Origin of the sequence: Pseudomonas sp. PS02303 (genome assembly GCF_029959925.1) — a bacterium.
In the GTDB taxonomy this organism is placed as follows: Bacteria; Pseudomonadota; Gammaproteobacteria; order Pseudomonadales; family Pseudomonadaceae; genus Aquipseudomonas; species Aquipseudomonas mandelii.
The window spans coordinates 30608-47176 of record NZ_JASCOM010000031.1; the positions used below are offsets into that span (position 1 = coordinate 30608).

A 16569-nucleotide genomic window follows, 5' to 3' on the forward strand; every position below is an offset into this window, starting at 1 on the left:
GCAGATTACGTGTGCATTGGCCTTCACACGGCGGAGTATTTGCCTACAACCTTTCCGGACTGGTCTGTTTTTTACGGATCAGAAACTCATCTGCCACTGCCCAATCACCCCATGATTGCGGCTGTTGCTCCCCATCTCTCCGCTGTACCCAATCCCCACCGAATGCCGCGCCGAAATGCCCAGGTCCAGCCCGGCTTCCAGCACCAGACTGTCACGGTCCAGTGAACTGCCATCAACGCTGAACGCCGTTCCCCCGACCACAAAAGCCTGACGCGTCGAGTTACTGACATCGCCATAGGTGTGCTTCCAGCCTGCGGTCATACGGGGCGTCAGGCTCATGCCGTTCTCCAGCGAACTCAGGTGCGCCAGGCGCAGGCCGAAGGTGCTGCTGAAGTTGTCCTGGGTTTGTTTGTCGACTTGAAGTGCGGCGGCGCCGCCTTTTTCCTGGTAGCGGTCGCGGTGATAACGCTGGTAGCCGAGGTTGGCAAACGGCTCGGCACTGAGTCGACCGCTGCCCATTGCGTAGCCCAGTTCGGCGAAGGCCTGCTGGCTGTCGGCGTCGTAATCGCCTTTTGGGCGGTCGCTGAAGCCGTTGAAGGCCACCGTGCGTTTGCTTTCACCCTGATGACCGCTGTACGCGGCGCCGAGGCGCAAAACGAAGGGACCGCTTTGGCGCAAGGCATAGACGCCGGCGTGCCAGCTCTCGACATTGCCATCGACTCCCGTGGCATCCAGATCTGTTTTCGAATAACCGCCCAGAACACCCAATCGCCATTGCGGATTGAGCGCCCAGTCGGCCCCGAGCACGCTGCCTTTGGTGCGCTGCTCCAGGCCGCTGCTGCCATGCTCGCCATCGAGCTTGCCGTAGCCACCGATGGCTTGCAGCCAGAGTCGGCCTTGGGCGTTCGGGTCATTGAGGTTGCGGGCTTCAGAGGGAACGCCAGCGGCGGCGAGTACTGGGGTGTCGCGCTGATCCAGGCCGACCAGCAATCCTGGACCACCGCCCATTTGCTGCATCGCCGACAGCATGCTGCTGCCGATCTGGCTGCTGGCGCTGAGGGTGGCGCTGGTCAGGTTAGCGTTGCTGGCGCCGGCGAGTTGCTCGATCGCCGCGCCGGCCGTGGCGCTGGTGGTGTTCAGCAGTGCGTTGTAGAGCGCGTTATTTTTGCCCATCGAGGCCAGGCTGTTGGCGGCGTTGCTGCCGTTACCCGTGACGGCGAATTGGTTGAAGGCGACATCGTTGCGCGTGTAGGTCAGGTCGACTTGTGTCGGGGTGTAAGCGAGGGTCGGCGTGATGAACGCGTAGTCGCTGGTGACCTTGCCGAAGGTGCCGTTGATGTTCGCGGCTTGCAGGACGGTGTAGTGGCTCTGCCACGGATAAGTGCCGCTGCCAGGGTTCACCGCCAGGGTTGAGCCGTTCAGGTTGGCTAAGCCGCCGACCTGGATCGGCGCGCTGCTGCCATCGGCATTGACGCCGTAGGCCAGGGTCGCGCCGCTGCCCATGGTCAAGTCGTGGGTGATGGTTGCTGTGCCGAGTTGAGTGTTGGTCCGTAACGTCCCGTTGACCAGCAAGTTGCCGACCGAACCACCACCTGCGTATACACCGCCCGCATCGACGGTCAAAGTGCCAGCGATGCCGCCCTGGTTGATCAGCGTTGCACCATTGCGCACCGCGCCGCCCTCGCTGAAATCACCGCTGCCGGTCAGCGTCCAGGCCCCGTGCTTGACCTCCAGCCATTCGAAGTTGCGACTCGCACCGAAATGGCCGCCCGCCGCGTCGTCCATCACCACGTGGTCGTCACCGCTGCCGCCGTCGACCATGCCGACGAAGCGGCTGCCATTGCGCACTGTCAGGTTGTCGTTGCCGCCACCCAAGTCCAGCGCCAGGCCATTGCTGCCGCTGATCGTGCCGCCGTTGATCACGCTGTCATCGAACCCGCCGACGAACTTCACGCCGAATCCGTCGAGGCCCTGAATGGTGCCGAAGTTTTCCAGCGTGGTCGCGGCCACGCCCGAACCGCCGCTGCCGTCGTCCACCAAAATGGCGCTGTTGGCGCCGCTGATCAGCGCCCCGCTGGCGTTCAACACATAGCCGCCACCCAACGCGATGCCTTCGCTGCCGTTGGCGAACCCCCCCTTGTCGACACCGCCGGCACCGACACCTTGAATGGTGCCGTAGTTTTCGATGTGGGCGAGCTTGTCGATGTCCACGCCATCACCGTCGCCATTGGGTTGCAGGCCCGAATAAGCACCGGTAATCGTGCCGTGGTTGATGACGGTGCCGTCGCCATCGGAGCCGAAGCCCGAGCCATTGCGGCCGGTGATTTGACCGTAGTTGGTGAGTGTCGCGCCCAGGTCAGTGGTGATGCCATGGCGGCCACCGGAAATGCTGCCGTAGTTGGTCACCGTCACGCCGGTCGCGGTGTCGATGTCGATACCGTCGAATTTGTTGTCAGCGATTCGAGCGTCGCCGGTAGAGATCTCGCCATAGTTGGTGATTATCGCGTTGGCGCCGGTCTTCATGCCATCGCTGGCGTCCCCGCGAATCAACCCGCCTGCGCGATTGATGATCGTCGTTTTGACCCCGGCACTGCGCAGCGCATCCAGGTCCAGCCCTTGGCCGGTGGTCGAGCGGATAATGCCGCTGTTGTCGATCAGCAAGCTGCCGCTGGCGAAGTTGCTGTCGATGCGCAACGCGTCGTTGAAGCCGAGAATCTGCCCACCCGCGCGATTATAAATGCTGTAGTTGCGTGCCTGAGTCAGGTCACCGCTGCTGTCGATCGCCCGGCCGCCGGTCGAGATGATCCTGCCCGAGTTATCGATCACCACACCCACGCCGCTGGTGCCGTCTTTCAGGCTCACTGCCTTGCCAGCGTTGGTGATGCTGCCCGGCGCTAAAATCGTCAGCGTGTCTGCGCCGCCCAGGGTTTGTGCAGCGGTGGTCGGCGTGTCGATCTGCACATTCTTGAAGGGTGCGGCGTGGGCGCCGGTGCTGATCAACAACGCGATGCTGAGTGCCAGGCGCTGGGGGGAGAAGGGCATGTGAGACGGCCTTTTTGTTATAAGCGGGCCGTCTGGTATAGCGGAGGGTTTTTACAGAATGATGTCTGCGTGTGCACCGTCAGCCTAACTCCGACTCAAATACGCCTTCCCGTAATGCCGCTCCATCCTTGCCTGAATCAGCTCCAGCCCAATCGACATCACCCAGTAAATAATCGCCGCCGTCGTCAGCATCTCGATATACCGATAGCTCGACCGTCCATACGATTGCGCCAGGAACATCACTTCCCAAACCCCCATCACTGAGATCAGCGACGAGTCTTTGAGCATCGAGATGAATTGGTTGGTGGTCGGCGGGATGATGGTGCGCATGGCTTGGGGCAGGGTGACGCGCCAGAAGATCACGGTTTCGCGCATGCCCAGTGCCAGGGAGGCTTCGCGTTGTCCATGGGCGACACCGAGGATGCCAGCGCGAAAGATTTCGCTCAGGTAGGCGCCGTAGTTAAGCGACAAGGCGATGATGCCGGCGGTGACTGCGCCTGGAACGACGCCCAGTTGCGGCAGGCCGAGGTAGATCAGCAGGATCTGGATCAGCAGCGGCGTGCCGCGAAAGAACGAGGCGTAGAAACTGGCGATGCCGAAGGCCACGGCGCTTTTCGACAGCCGAGCCAGAGCGGTGACGAAACCCAGCAGCGACGACGTCACAATTGAGGCCAGGCACAGAAACAGCGTCAGCGCCGCGCCTTGCAAGAAGCCGTTCGGTGCCAGGTGCAGGCCGATCAGGTTGGGCAGTTTGTCGAGGATGATCGAGAACTTCAGGTCGAAGCTCAGGAAGAAACTGGCGAACAAACCAAACATCGCCGCCCACGTCAGATACAGCCGCGTGCGGAAACCGAAAATTCGTTGCAGCCGCGACTCAGCCACCGGTTGCGGTGGCTGAGGAGGTGTCGGGAAAGAAGTCATTGGCTGATGTCGGCACCGATCCATTTTTGCGAGAGCTTGCTCAGGGTGCCGTCCTGCTTCAGTTGCGCAAAGACCTCACGCACCTTGGCGTCCCACTGCGCGTCACCTTTCTCGATGGCCACCGAGTTCGGCTCCGAGTACAGCGGCTCGCCGGCCAGCTTGAAGCGCTTGTCTTCGGTCAGACGCGGTTGCGCGGTGACGAGGTTGGTGAGGATCGCATCCAGTCGCACGCCGGCCCCGAGCCCCAGGTCCTGGAACGCCACGTTATCGGTGTCATACGGCGCGATTTGCACATCCTCGAACGGGTACTGCAACTGGGTGTCTTCAGCGCCTTCGATCACCAGGTTTTTATTCAGGTAACTTTCGTAGCTGGAGGCGCTGGTGAGGCCGACTTTCTTGCCGCTGAGGTCCTTGGCGCTGTGAATGCGATCATCCTTGGCATTGACCACGATCACGGCTGGCGAAGCGTAGTACTCGACCGGGAAATCGAAGACTTCGGCCCGTGCCTTGCTCGGCGTCATCGAGCAGACGCAGATGTCGTAACGGCCGCTCCAGCGACCGGCAGCGATGACGTCCCAGGACGGCGTTTCCAGACGCAGTTTGACGCCCAGTTTGTCCGCCACGGCTTTGGCCACATCGACGTCAAATCCGTCGAGTTGGTTCTGGTCGTTGAGGAATGAGAACGGTGGATAGCTTTCCATCAACACGCCCACCAGTTCTTTCTTCTGTTCGATGCGGTCCAGCGTTGCTCCGCCAAAGGCTTGGGTGGAGGCAGCCAGAATCGTCAGGCCCAGGGCCAGGAGTGGTTTAAATTTCACAGTCGATCCCTGAAAAAAAAAGTGGTTGTGATTAACCGAATGGTGCGTATTAAATAGTTATAAGAACTACCTTGGTAGTGAGTTATTTTCATAAGCATATGAGTGAAAAGCATATGGGCGCAGGAAGCACGGTAATTCTGGATGGCGGTATGGGTCGTGAACTGCAGCGCGCTGGAGCGCCCTTCAGGCAGCCCGAATGGGCGGCGCTGGCCTTGAGTGAAGCGCCGCAGGCAGTAGAGGCGGTGCACGCGGCTTATATCGAAAGTGGTGCCAGCGTGATCACCAGCAACAGTTACGCGGTGGTGCCGTTTCACATCGGCGAAGAGCGTTTTGCAGCAGAAGGGCAGGCTCTCGCGGCGCTGGCCGGTGAGTTGGCGCGGCGGGCGGTGGAGGCTTCGGGCAAGGCTGTACGTGTGGCCGGTTCGTTGCCACCGTTGTTCGGCTCCTATCGCCCAGACCTTTTTGACGCTGCTCGGGTGACTGAATTGCTGACGCCGCTGGTCAAGGGGCTAGCACCTCATGTCGACCTGTGGCTAGCCGAAACACAGAGCTCCATCGTCGAGGCGCGGGCCATACACGCCGGCCTGCCCAAGGACGGAAAGCCGTTCTGGCTTTCGTTTACCTTGAAGGATGAGGACACGGACGAAGTGCCGCGTTTACGTTCCGGTGAGCCAGTCGCTGAGGCCGCTGCGGTGGCGGCTGAACTGGGCGTCGAGGTGTTGCTGTTCAACTGCAGTCAGCCGGAAGTGATCGGCGCTGCGATCGATGCGGCGCGGGAAACCTTTCAGCGTTTGGGGGTGAAGATTCACATCGGCGCGTACGCCAATGCGTTCCCGCCACAACCGAAAGAGGCCACGGCCAATGACGGTCTGGACCCGTTGCGCGAGGATCTCGACCCGCCGGGGTATCTGCAGTGGGCGGCGGACTGGAAAGCGCGCGGCGCCAGTCATTTGGGCGGATGCTGCGGGATTGGGCCTGAGCATATAGCGGTGCTTGCGCAAAAATTGGCGTGAAGCCATTCGCCGGAACGCCGCCCGGAGCGAGCCCGCTCCCACATGGGTTATGTGTTGATCACAAAAGTGTGGTCAACCGAGAACCTGTGGGAACGGGCTCGCTCGCGAAAACGTCAGTACAGTCGACGAATTAACCGCGGCATTCAGCCAGTGTTTTCACCTGCCCGGACTCCGTCTGGTTTTCATCGGATAGCCACCGCTCAAACCCCGCACCAATCGCCGGCCATTCTGAATCCAGAATCGAATACCACGCCGTATCCCGGTTCTGTCCCTTGACCACCATGTGCTGACGGAACACGCCTTCAAAGCTGAACCCCAGCCGCTCGGCCGCGTACTTGGAGCGGGCGTTGCCGTTATTGCATTTCCACTCCAGGCGCCGGTAGCCCAGTGCAAAGGATTCCTTGGCCAGTAAGTAAACGGCCTCGGTGCTTTTCGGCGAACGCTGCATCGGCGCGCCGAAGGTGACGTGGCCGATTTCGATGCGACCTTGGGCCGGGACGATCGACATCAGACTCAGGAGGCCCTGTACATCACCGCTGGCACGGTCGATCACGCTGAAGAAATACGGGTCGCTGTTGGCCGCATGGTTGTTCAGCCAATCATTGAAAGCGCTGCGCTCCGGGAAAGGACCGTAAGGCAGATAGTCCCAGAGTTTCGGGTCTGATCCCGGGCCTTGCAGGGCTTTCCATAAACCCTCGGCGTGACGCGACGGGTCGAGTTTTTCCAGGCGGATGAAACGCCCTTCGATGGTTTGAACCGACGGCGCCGGGGCGCCTTTCCAGTCTGCGAGTGAAGTCGACATAGTGTTCTCCTTGAACCTTAAAGGGCTTTGCGAAACTGGATGAAACCGGGGCGTTCTGCGATGCGCTCGTAGAGCTGGATCGCGGTGGCGTTGGTTTCGTGGGTCAGCCAGTGGACCTTGCAGCAACCATCCGCTTTGGCGGTGGCGTACACAAATTCGATGAGCTTGCGGCCGATGCCGGTGCCCCGGGTTTGCGGCGTTACCAACAAGTCTTGAAGGTAGCAGGAGTTTTCGATACTCCAGTTCGAGCGATGGTAGATGAAGTTCACCATGCCGACCGCCTTGCCATCGACCCAGGCCAACGCCGAGTGAGTCGGTTCATTCGGGTCGAGCATGCGCTGCCAGGTGCTGTCCGTGACCGCCTCGGGCAATTCGGTGTTGTAGAAGCGCAGGTAGGCTTGCCACAGCGGCAGCCAGGCGGCGTGATCGTCTGCGCTGACCGGGCGAATTTCAATCTGACTCATGTTCATTCCTTAACGCATCAAGTGGGCGAGGGCCTGGTCATGCACATCAGGGCTGGCGGCGAGCCCCTCGCGCACACCGGCGATGTCTGCAGCGCTGCGGTTCTGACTGAGCTTGCGCTTGCCTTCCAGGCGCTGGATCGGCAGGGCAAACCCGACGATGGCTTTGAGCATGCCGTCGATGTAGTCGGCGGGCGCGTCGGTGACTTTCCACGGCTGCTGGCGACTTGCTTCGTGACGATCGGTCAGCGCACTCACCAGGTTGAGCAGGCGATCGGCATCGGTGAACACGTCGGCGGTTCCGTAAGCGTGCACGGCGACGTAGTTCCAGGTCGGCACGACTTTGCCGTGCTCGGCTTTGCTCGGGTAAAACCCCGGGCTGACATAAGCGTCGGCACCGGTAAAAATCACCAGGGCTTCGGCGCCGTTCTGCAGTTCCTTCCACTGGGGATTGCCCCGGGCGAAGTGGCCGTAGAGGGTGCCATTCGGGCCCTGCTCAGGATTGAATAACAGCGGCAGATGACTGGCTTGCAAACCTTGCTCGCCGTGGGTGACCACCATCGCGAGACGCGTGTCGATTATCTGCTGCTGCAGTTCATGCAAATCTTTGATGGCAAAGCCGCTGGGGTTGTACATGGAAATATTCCTTGGCGAATGCATCCATCCTAGGCAGGCTATTGGTCTGTTGTAAGAGCCATTAATGACCAATTTCATAGGTCCATTGTCATGAGCGAGACGTCGCTTTCATTGTCCTTCAACCCCGCGGGTATCGAACTCGACCGTCGCCAAGGTCTGAGTCGCCAGCTCTATCAGGCCTTGCGCCTGCGGGTGCTCGACGGACGACTGGCCGGTGGCACGCGATTGCCGGCCACCCGGGATCTGGCGGCGGCGTTGGCAATTTCCCGCAACAGTGTGGTGCGGGCCTACGACCAGCTCTATGCCGAGGGGTTTATCGAAGGGCGTGTCGGTGACGGGACTTACGTCGCGCAATTGCCTCAAACCGCGGCATCCGGAAAAAAATTATCCACAAAAGTATCCACAGGGTTGTCAACAGGGTTACCCACAGCCTTATCCACAAATTGGCTGGATTTACCTGTGATTTCATCCAGTAAAGTTATCCACAGTGGCGCGTTGGGGCGCGTAGAAAAGAACCATTTGGCCCTGCCGCCGAGCGGTCCGCCGCGGGCTTTTCGGGTGGGTGTTCCGGCGTTCGATCTGTTTCCTTTCGAGGTCTGGGCCAAGCTGAATGCCGCTTTCTGGCGTAAACCGGATTTACAGCAACTGTGTTATGGCGATCCGGCGGGGGACGAGCGTTTGCGCGGCATGATCGCCGCGTATTTGCGCAGTTCACGAGGGATGCAGTGTTCGGCTGAGCAAATAGTGATCACCAGCGGCGCGCAGCAGGGGATTAGCCTTTGTGCACAGCTGCTGGTGGAACCGGGCGATGGGGTGGCGATCGAGAATCCGGGGTATCGGGCGGCAGGTCATGCCTTCGCCGTGGCCGGTGCGCGATTGCATGGCGTGGCGGTGGACAGTGAGGGCATCGACTGCCACGAATTGAATGGCCTCAGCGATTGTCGACTGGCGTATGTCACGCCGTCGCATCAATACCCGACCGGGGTGGTGATGAGCCTGGCGCGACGTCTTGAGTTACTGGCCTGGGCCGAACGTACCCAAGGCTGGATCGTCGAGGACGACTACGATGGCGAATACCGCTACAGCGGCGCGCCACTGGCCCCGTTGGCCGCACTCGACCGGCAGGGCCGGGTTTTGTACGTCGGGACGTTTGGCAAAGTTGCCTTCCCGGCGCTGCGCCTGGGTTACCTGGTATTGCCGCCAACGCTGGTGCAGGCGTTCTCGCAACGGCGAGCGGTGGACGTCCGGCACTCCGAGGTCAGTACCCAAGCGGTCATGGCCGAGTTCATGGCTGCCGGGCATTTCCAGCGGCATATCCGCCGCATGCGTCGCGCGGCCCTGAGCCGGCGCAATACCTTGCTGGCCGGTTGGCCGCGGAATATTCCCGGCGTCGGCAGCCTGCCGAGTGTCGCGGCAGGGCTGCATCTGACCGTGGCGGTCGACTCACAGGCCCGCGAGCGCGAGCTGGTAGAACAGGCGGCGAGTGTCGACGTCGAGATCAATGCCCTGAGCGGATACTGGCTGCCGAATTCGACAGAACCAGTGGACCAGCGCGCGGGGCTGGTCCTGGGTTTCGCGGCGGTGCCCGAGGCGGCCATCAGCGCCGCGCTCGGGCGACTGGAAAAGGTCTGGCGTCCTTAGGTGGGGGCAATGACGAGGCCGGGAAAGCCTCTTGGTGCATCGACGGTAATCAGGCGTCGGCCACTGGAGGTGGTAGATAGATATCGCGGGTAAAAAAAGACCCGCGAATGCAGGTCTCGGGTTCAGTACGGTTTATGACCCTGAGGCCGAGGCCGGTACTTTTGCGAAGAACAGGGACGTCGCCAGTTGCGGACTGATTTCGCTGCGGTAGATTGAGATCGCCTGGAGGTCGTCGTTGGCGTGGCGGGACTCGGATGCGCCACCCAGCAGTCGTTGTTGCACGGTTTTCAGGTGTGCCGCGGTGAAGGCTTGTGCAGGTGAAGCGGGCTCCGCATAGTGAAAGTGGGCATACCACAGAACACTTTGGTTGCTGTGATCGCGGACCTCATATTCCTCGAGATAGTCTCGTTTACGGCTTTTGAGCAAGCGTCGGCCGGGATTCTTGACGATGTCGACCTGACCTTCGCTTTGCAGCCAGCGGACGCGCTCCGCTGTCGGCGGCTGTAGTTTGGTCATGCTGATTCGCGTGACGCGTCCCTGGTTATACAGCTTGGTCGCCGCGTCGTTTAGCTGCTTGACCAAAACGACGACGGATCCCGGACCGCCCTCGGTGGCATTGGTCGCGACCAACGCTGCGTCGATTGCGCTGGCGGCGTCCTGCAGCCGGTGAGCCTGCTGATGAAACATCTCCTCTATTTCCACGGGGATTCGACGCATCCCTTTTGAATGGGCTTGCGTTCGACGAATGAACGCTTCCAATCCCTCCAGCAACGCCTGCCCTTGAGCGGTGCTTGCACTCAAGTCGGGTTGGTGAACGACGGCGGAAACCGGTGGCGGGGCCACTCTTTCAACCCAGACCCCCGGGGTTTTCTCATGAAAAGTCGAGATGACTTTACCGGTCAACGCCGAGGTCACGTCGATCAGTTCTGAACCGTGTGTCATGGAGTCGGCACGAGGCTGGCCCACCACAGTACCTTTGTAGCGGGTCTTGATGATTCGCTTGGCGGGCGCGGTCGGTGGACGGGAAGGGCCGGGTAGCGGCTCGAGCGCCTGGCGCTCCCGCAGCAAGCTCGCCAGGTGTTTCACGGTGCGCTGTTGAAAACCGTCGAGACGTTGGCGCATCACGTCGAGGGCTGGTTGCAGGAACTGACCGGGAAACTCCGTGGGCAGATCGACGATGCGCTGGTCGGTGATCGTCAGTTGCTCCACCAGATCGCTGAGCCCGTCGATCCGATCCGGCAAGTGCAGCACTTCTTCGTCAGCGATCAGGTCCAGTGAGGCCTGAATCGCAAGGCCTGCATTTTCGACAACGCTCTCCAGTGCCTGGCGCGCTTCAGGTGCGGGCTCAACGCTGTTGTCGAGGCACAACTCCTGGCCGAGTGTGATCTGAAACAGTTTGAGGTCCTTTAAATCGAACGACGGCATGTTGGCTTTAACGTCGCGGATAACTTCGATGGCTTCTTTGCCGAGCAGGTTCAGTTGCTCGAAGCACGCCTGTGCCGACTCGATTTTATTGATGTAGCTGGCGGTCAACTCGCCGGTGAGTTGATGGATTTGCCGGGTGGTCTGTGTATTTTCCGTTGACGGGTTGTCGAGAAGATCGAGGGAAAAGCGCATTTGATTGCCGAAAACCGACTGCTGTTGAACGAACCATCTTTGCAGCAGCGATAGCTGGAAATCCAGGCGACTGATCATTGCTTTTCGGTAATTGGGAATCGCCTCGCGAGCATTGAAGGCTTTCATCTGTTCCATGTTGGTGCTGAGGAGTGACATCTGCGCGTCGAGCATTTCAAGGTACACGCGGCGATGGGTGTCGGTGGCGGTCGTCGCCTGGGCGTTTTTTTGAGCTTCCTTGAGCTCTGTTTCGCGGCTTTGGGTCTGGCTTTCGAACGCGATCATTTGCTGTTTCAGTTCAGCCTGGCGTTGCCGGTTTTGTTGCTCCAGCCGTTGTTTCTCCTTGCCTCCGGCCTTGAGCCTCAGCCGCGTATCGATAAACCATTCACCCCTGGCGTTCTTGATCAGCAACGGCCCCGTGCGTGCGGGAGACCGGCGTGAATCAATGATCTGCACATCGTCATTGTCGTTGAGGGTGACCTCGAACCATCGCTGGCCAACCTTCGCATACCATTTTCCCTTGAGCGAACCGAGGTGTTGGCGAAGGCCGGGCTCGCTGGAGGCGGCGGCCATCCCTTTGGGTTCGGCGACGGCCAGTTCATCAAGCAAGACGCCCAGGGATGAAGGCGGCAGCGTGGCGATGGCGTGCATCGCTACCTCATGGGAGGGTGGAGGCTGATTGAGGTCGGGCAGATGACTCACCGTGATGGTGTGCGCAGGCTTGCTTTCGGGTATGACGCGTGGCGACTCGACCTTCTCGGGCAACCGCGAGACGGGTTTGTTGCGAGTGGCAGCGCGATGAGCCAGCACCATGCCGAGGGTCAACAGCAGATCGGTCAGGGCGGACCAGGCGAGTGAGCTGTCATCGTTCTCAGCGGCCTCGGTAATGTCCTGCAAGTCGTCCATGATCTGCCAGATCCACGCAGCCACCCCGGCGGTGCGACCAAGAAAGGGCAGCGCGACATTGAACAGCATCCATGTGCCTTGCTTGAGTGTTGCCCAGCGGGCTTGCGCATTGGACACCGATTGTTGGTCCGCCAAGGTAATCATGGCGTTGGCGTTGGCCTTGAACAGGGCGGCCAGCGGCGTGTCATCAAGGGCTGCTGCACTGAGCGTCACCGTGCCCATCTTGCCCAGGGCTGACGTGGGATCGACCAGCAATTGGGTCAACGTCCAGACCGAAGGCAACTCACCCGAGAACACATACTGGGAATAGTTGAACCGAACATCGTCGGACAGCCAGGCCAGGATCGATTGGCGAAGTGATTTTTCGTGTTTGATGGCATACAGCAGATTGGCCTCGCTCGGGTATTGCATCAACGAGGGGGTGAGCAATGGTCGGTAGAGCAGGCACGGTCCTTGATCGGTGAGCCTGGGGCCGATGACGAACATGTTGGCGACTTCATCGCCTTGGCTGCTGGCGCGATCACCGGTCATAAAGGCCAGCGGTCGAATGACAATCTCCTGCCCGTTTACCCTGCGGTCGGCAGCGTTTTCCAGCATGACGGCGTTAACGTACTGGTAACCACGTTCATCAATACCCGCCTCGCCGCGCATCTTCTGTTGCAGCGCCTGCAAGGGCAGCTGGATACGCAGATGGCGGGTGTAGAGCGTCTGTCGTCGCAACGTTTCTGCCGGGTCGTCAAGCAACTTGCGCTTGATCAGCGCCGGGTAAACCCCACCGATATTGACCTGTGTGACGAGCTTTTCAAGATAGGCAGGGGTCATCCAGATGGGCACTGCGTCGCCGTTTTTGCAGTTTACCGTCTTGTTTCCCAGCGGAATGGCAATCAGGTTTTGCAGCGCCAGCTCGATCAGCGATAGCGTGGTGGTCTGCGTCTTGCCGGGTATCACGACAGCGCCGAGCACCACGACGCTGGTGATGCTGATTTCAATGTCTTGCAGGTCCAGGTCCGCTGCCGCGGGATGATCCTTGATCATCTGCTCTCGCAGGGTCTGCAGCGCAAACGCCGGCAGTGACGCGATGTCCTCGTCGAAGGTTTTTCCGGCGTCCTGTTCCCGCAGCTGTGCCAGGTCCATCAAGTGTCGGCTGTAGCGGGAGAGGTCCGCCGACGAAGCGTTTTTCAGCCAGTCGGTCAGCAACCCCTGAACCCTGTTGAAGCGTGACGATGGCAGGGCTTCAAATTCAGTGAAGCTTTTTGCCGCCGCACTGATTTGTGGCGAAAGAGGTGTGGCAGACGCGCGCTGGACCGCACCGAATGCACCGATGGCTTCGACCTCGAGCGCAATCAGCGCGCAGGCCTGGTGGTGAAAGAAGTTGCCCTCGGGCTCATACAGACGCCATTGCAGGGTCTGCTCAAGGCTTGACGTTCCAGGGTGTTTGAACACGGCTTCACCCAGCGCGGCAACCGAGTCGTAACGCTTGAACCCTTCGGCTATCGAGTGCGTCAGCACCAAGGTGCGCGTGCCCGATGTGCCCACGAACACGGCGATATCCAGAACGCGCAGGTGTTCGCTGACGGCGTTCTCAAGCCGATCGGTGTCGATCAGGCAGGCCTTGGTCAGGTATTTGTCCTGTGTCCGAGTTGCGCGATCCGGATGATCGAAGATGGCCTGGGCCATGGCTTTTTCATCCGCATCCCAGTCCGAGGCGGGATCCGGGCTCCAGATGTCCTGCAGCGATTTCGCGAGCGAATGCCAGCGCGGCGTCGAAGGGCTTGTCTCCTGGTTCCAGTAATCAAGCTGCTGTTGCTGATAGGCGATAAACAACTGCGGTGCGAGCGCATTGAGCAGGCAGCCGATGGCATCGATTTTCACCGGCAGTTGAGCCTGCGGTTCCGCGCCCGGTTGCAGGGTCAGGAAGTGTTCTCCATCGATGAGCGTCACCGTCGATCCTGACAAACCGAGTCGTACCAACACATCGGTGAGCGATTCAAACACGTTGGGGCCGGGCACTACCTCGGTGCCGGTATCGACCCAGGTCGGGGTGACGACCGTGGCGAGTGTCGGGTCAATCCTCAACAGCGGATACAGCGCGTTGAGCGCAGGACTCAGCGCGGCCGCTGCGACTTCTCTGATCGAGGGGCCGGTGACCAGTTGGGTCAGTAGCTCTTCTGCACTCGGGGCAACGGTTTCGGACATGGTCGTCTCCTGACTGAGAGCGCGCCGCTGCTGATTGCGCAGCGCGGAATCGGGAGAAGGTATCGGGCGGCCACCCGTGTCGGGTGGTACATAAATATCGCAGGCAAAAAAAACCCGCGTCGCCGCGGGTCTTCGGTTTTCGGTCGGGTATCAGGTCCCGGACTTGATCTTGGTCCAGGCCCGGGTCCGCGCGCGTTCGGCATCGCGCGGCAACGGTTGCAGGGTGTACAGCGTACCCATCGCGGTTTCGGTCGGGTACAGGTTCGGGTTGTTGCGGATCGCCGGGTCGACCAGTTCCGTGGCGTCCTTGTTCGGGTTCGGGTAGCCGACGAAATCGCTGACGGGTGCAATCACCTGGGGTTGCAGCAGGTAGTTGATGAAGGTGTAGGCGTCTTCCGGGTTCTTCGCGCCTTTGGGGATTGCGAGCATGTCGAACCAGATCGGCGCGCCTTCCTTGGGCAGGCGCATATCGACGACCACACCATTTTTGGCTTCCTTGGCGCGGTTGGCGGCCTGGGAGAAGCTGCCGGAATAACCGACCGCGACGCAGATGTCGCCGTTGGCAATGTCCGCCATGTATTTGGAGGAGTGGAAGTAGGTGATGTACGGACGGATTTTCATCAACAGCGCTTCAGCTTTTTCGTAGTCCGCCGGCTTCTTGCTGTTAGGGTCCAGGCCGAGGTGTTGCAGGGCCAGGGGCAGGATTTCCGACGGCGAGTCGAGCAGGGCGACGCCGCACTGCTTGAGCTTGCTGATGTTCTCTTCCTTGAAGATCAGGTCCCAGCTGTCCACCGGCGCCTTGTCGCCCAGCGCGGCTTTGACTTTGTCCGGGTTGAAGCCGATCAGGATGGTCCCGTACATGTACGGCACGGCGAATTTGTTGCCCGGGTCGTTGCCTTCGAGCAGCTTCATCAGCTTCGGATCGAGGTGGTTCCAGTTCGGCAACTTGCTACGGTCCAGGGGCTGGAACACGCCGGCTTCGATCTGCTTGGCGAGGAACACGTTGGAGGGCACCACCACGTCGTAGCCGGAGTTACCGGTCAGCAGCTTGGCCTCAAGTGCTTCGTTGGTGTCGAAGATGTCGTAGACCAGTTTGGTCTGGGTGTTCTGCGCCTTGAAGTCTTCCAGCGCCTTGGGAGTGATGTAGTCGAACCAGTTGTAGACGCGCAACGTTCGCTCTTCAGCGTGGGCGGCGCCACCGAGTACCGTGGCGCACAGTACCGGTGCGATAAAACGCGTGAGTCTGTTCATTGTTCTAATTCCTCATTGGGCGCTTTCAAAACCTTCGAGAACGTTCACGGCATTGATGCCGATTTCTTCTACCGCGTAGCCGCCTTCCATCACGAACAGCGTCGGCTTGCCGAGTTTCGCGATGCGCGCGCCCATGGCCAGGTAATCGGGGCTGTCGAGCTTGAACTGGGAGATGGGATCGTCCTTGAACGTATCGACGCCCAAGGACACGACGACGATGTCGGCGCCGTATGTTTCGATCTCTTTGCAGGCTTGCTCCAGCGCTGCACTCCAACGGTCCCAGCCGCTGCCAGCCGGCAAAGGGTAGTTGAAGTTGAAGCCTTCACCGGCCCCTTCGCCGAGCTCGTCTTCATAGCCGAGGAAGAACGGGAACTCGGCTTCCGGGTGGCCGTGGATCGAGGTGAACAGCACATCGCTGCGTTCGTAGAAAATCGATTGGGTGCCGTTGCCGTGGTGGTAGTCGACGTCGAGGATCGCGATCTTTTTGTGGCCTTGATCGAGGAACGCTTGAGCGGCGATGGCGGCGTTGTTGAGGTAGCAATAACCGCCCATCAAGTCGCTGGCGGCGTGGTGTCCCGGTGGACGGCACAGGGCAAAGGCACTGCGAACGCCGCGCTGGATGGCGGCTTGCGCGGTGAGGGCCACTTGCGCTGCGCTGTATGCCGCTTGCCAAGTGCCGGCGGTGATCGGCGCGCCGCCGTCGAAGCTGTAATAGCCGAGCTGGCCGTGCAGGCTGGTGGGGATGATCCGGCGCAAGGTGCGGGCTGGCCAGGTGTAGGGCAGCAAGTCGCCGTCGGTTTTGAATTCGGTCCAGCGTGCCCAGGCACCTTTGAAGAAGTCGAGGTAATCGCGGCTGTGGATGCGCGCGATCGGGTCGAGGCCGAAATCCTTCGGCGCTTCGACAGGGCCGAGGTTCTGCGTTTGCACGCGTTGCAGCACATGGTCGGCACGCGAGGGCATTTCGAAGCAGGGCATCAGTTGCCCGTCCATCAATTCACAACGGCCGTGGTGCAGGTGGTGATCGTCCGAGTAGATCGTCAGCATTTCTTGTTCTCCGCAGGCTGATTCGGTTGAACACAGTCTTGCGGCGCAACGCGATTCGGAGAACGGCAGGAAAGGCCAAAAGGGGATCGATATGGCCAAAAGATCTGACCGGAATTCGCCCTTTATTGGCGCGCAAGTGCCCCGGTGTTGGGCACCCACCTGTTGGAGCGAGGCTTGCCCGCGAAGCGTTTGGCGTACTTGAAGACGCCTTCGCGGGCAAGCCT

General features: G+C 60.4%; 11 protein-coding genes. 2 read left to right on the plus strand and 9 right to left on the minus strand.

The genetic code is table 11. The features are described 5' to 3' along the window. Positions 1-78 precede the first annotated feature (78 nt). The 3 genes from QMX98_RS10770 to QMX98_RS10780 all read right to left on the minus strand — a co-directional run bounded on the left by QMX98_RS10770 (position 79) and on the right by QMX98_RS10780 (position 4781). Entirely contained in the window at positions 79-3042 is a 2964-nt protein-coding gene (locus QMX98_RS10770; protein WP_282410749.1) for an autotransporter domain-containing protein, read from the minus strand. 84 nt (positions 3043-3126) lie between these two features. Further along, positions 3127-3963 carry an amino acid ABC transporter permease gene (locus QMX98_RS10775; protein ID WP_010465367.1) on the minus strand — a complete coding sequence of 279 codons (837 nt, stop codon included), beginning with the start codon at positions 3961-3963 and terminating at the stop codon, positions 3127-3129. Then, positions 3960-4781 (minus strand): ABC transporter substrate-binding protein, encoded by an 822-nt coding sequence (locus QMX98_RS10780; RefSeq protein ID WP_077748538.1) that lies wholly within the window; start codon positions 4779-4781, stop codon positions 3960-3962. The genes QMX98_RS10775 and QMX98_RS10780 overlap by 4 nt, the downstream gene beginning before the upstream one ends. 113 nt (positions 4782-4894) lie before the next feature. Here QMX98_RS10780 and QMX98_RS10785 point away from each other — a divergent pair, with 113 nt between their 5' ends. After that, positions 4895-5794 carry a homocysteine S-methyltransferase family protein gene (locus QMX98_RS10785; protein ID WP_282410750.1) on the plus strand — a complete coding sequence of 300 codons (900 nt, stop codon included), beginning with the start codon at positions 4895-4897 and terminating at the stop codon, positions 5792-5794. A 130-nt stretch (positions 5795-5924) separates the two neighbouring features. On the opposite strand, the gene QMX98_RS10790 is transcribed toward QMX98_RS10785, so the two are convergent. From QMX98_RS10790 to QMX98_RS10800, 3 genes are read right to left on the minus strand one after another with little or no spacing between them, the layout of a single operon-like run. Then, positions 5925-6596 (minus strand): GNAT family protein, encoded by a 672-nt coding sequence (locus tag QMX98_RS10790; protein ID WP_172791945.1) that lies wholly within the window; start codon positions 6594-6596, stop codon positions 5925-5927. A gap of 17 nt (positions 6597-6613) precedes the next feature. Next, positions 6614-7060: a GNAT family N-acetyltransferase gene (locus QMX98_RS10795; RefSeq protein WP_083375434.1), complete on the minus strand. Its 447-nt coding sequence runs from the start codon at positions 7058-7060 to the stop codon at positions 6614-6616. 9 nt (positions 7061-7069) lie between these two features. Then, entirely contained in the window at positions 7070-7693 is a 624-nt protein-coding gene (locus QMX98_RS10800; protein ID WP_221107817.1) for an FMN-binding negative transcriptional regulator, read from the minus strand. A 90-nt stretch (positions 7694-7783) separates the two neighbouring features. Between QMX98_RS10800 and QMX98_RS10805 the strand changes: the two genes are divergently transcribed. After that, on the plus strand, positions 7784-9334 hold the full coding sequence (locus tag QMX98_RS10805; RefSeq protein ID WP_221107815.1) for a PLP-dependent aminotransferase family protein: 1551 nt from the start codon (positions 7784-7786) through the stop codon (positions 9332-9334). A 132-nt stretch (positions 9335-9466) separates the two neighbouring features. Here QMX98_RS10805 and QMX98_RS10810 read toward each other — a convergent pair whose 3' ends face one another. From QMX98_RS10810 to QMX98_RS10820, 3 genes are all read right to left on the minus strand, one after another. Further along, a complete protein-coding gene (locus QMX98_RS10810) occupies positions 9467-14050 on the minus strand; it encodes a DUF6543 domain-containing protein (protein WP_282410751.1) in 4584 nt (1527 codons plus the stop codon). Positions 14051-14200: 150 nt separating this feature from the next. Further along, positions 14201-15301, minus strand: a complete 1101-nt coding sequence (locus QMX98_RS10815; RefSeq protein ID WP_010465352.1) for a polyamine ABC transporter substrate-binding protein — start codon at positions 15299-15301, stop codon at positions 14201-14203. Between the two features lie 12 nt (positions 15302-15313). Further along, entirely contained in the window at positions 15314-16345 is a 1032-nt protein-coding gene (locus tag QMX98_RS10820; RefSeq protein ID WP_221107811.1) for a histone deacetylase family protein, read from the minus strand. Between the last annotated feature and the right edge of the window lie 224 nt (positions 16346-16569).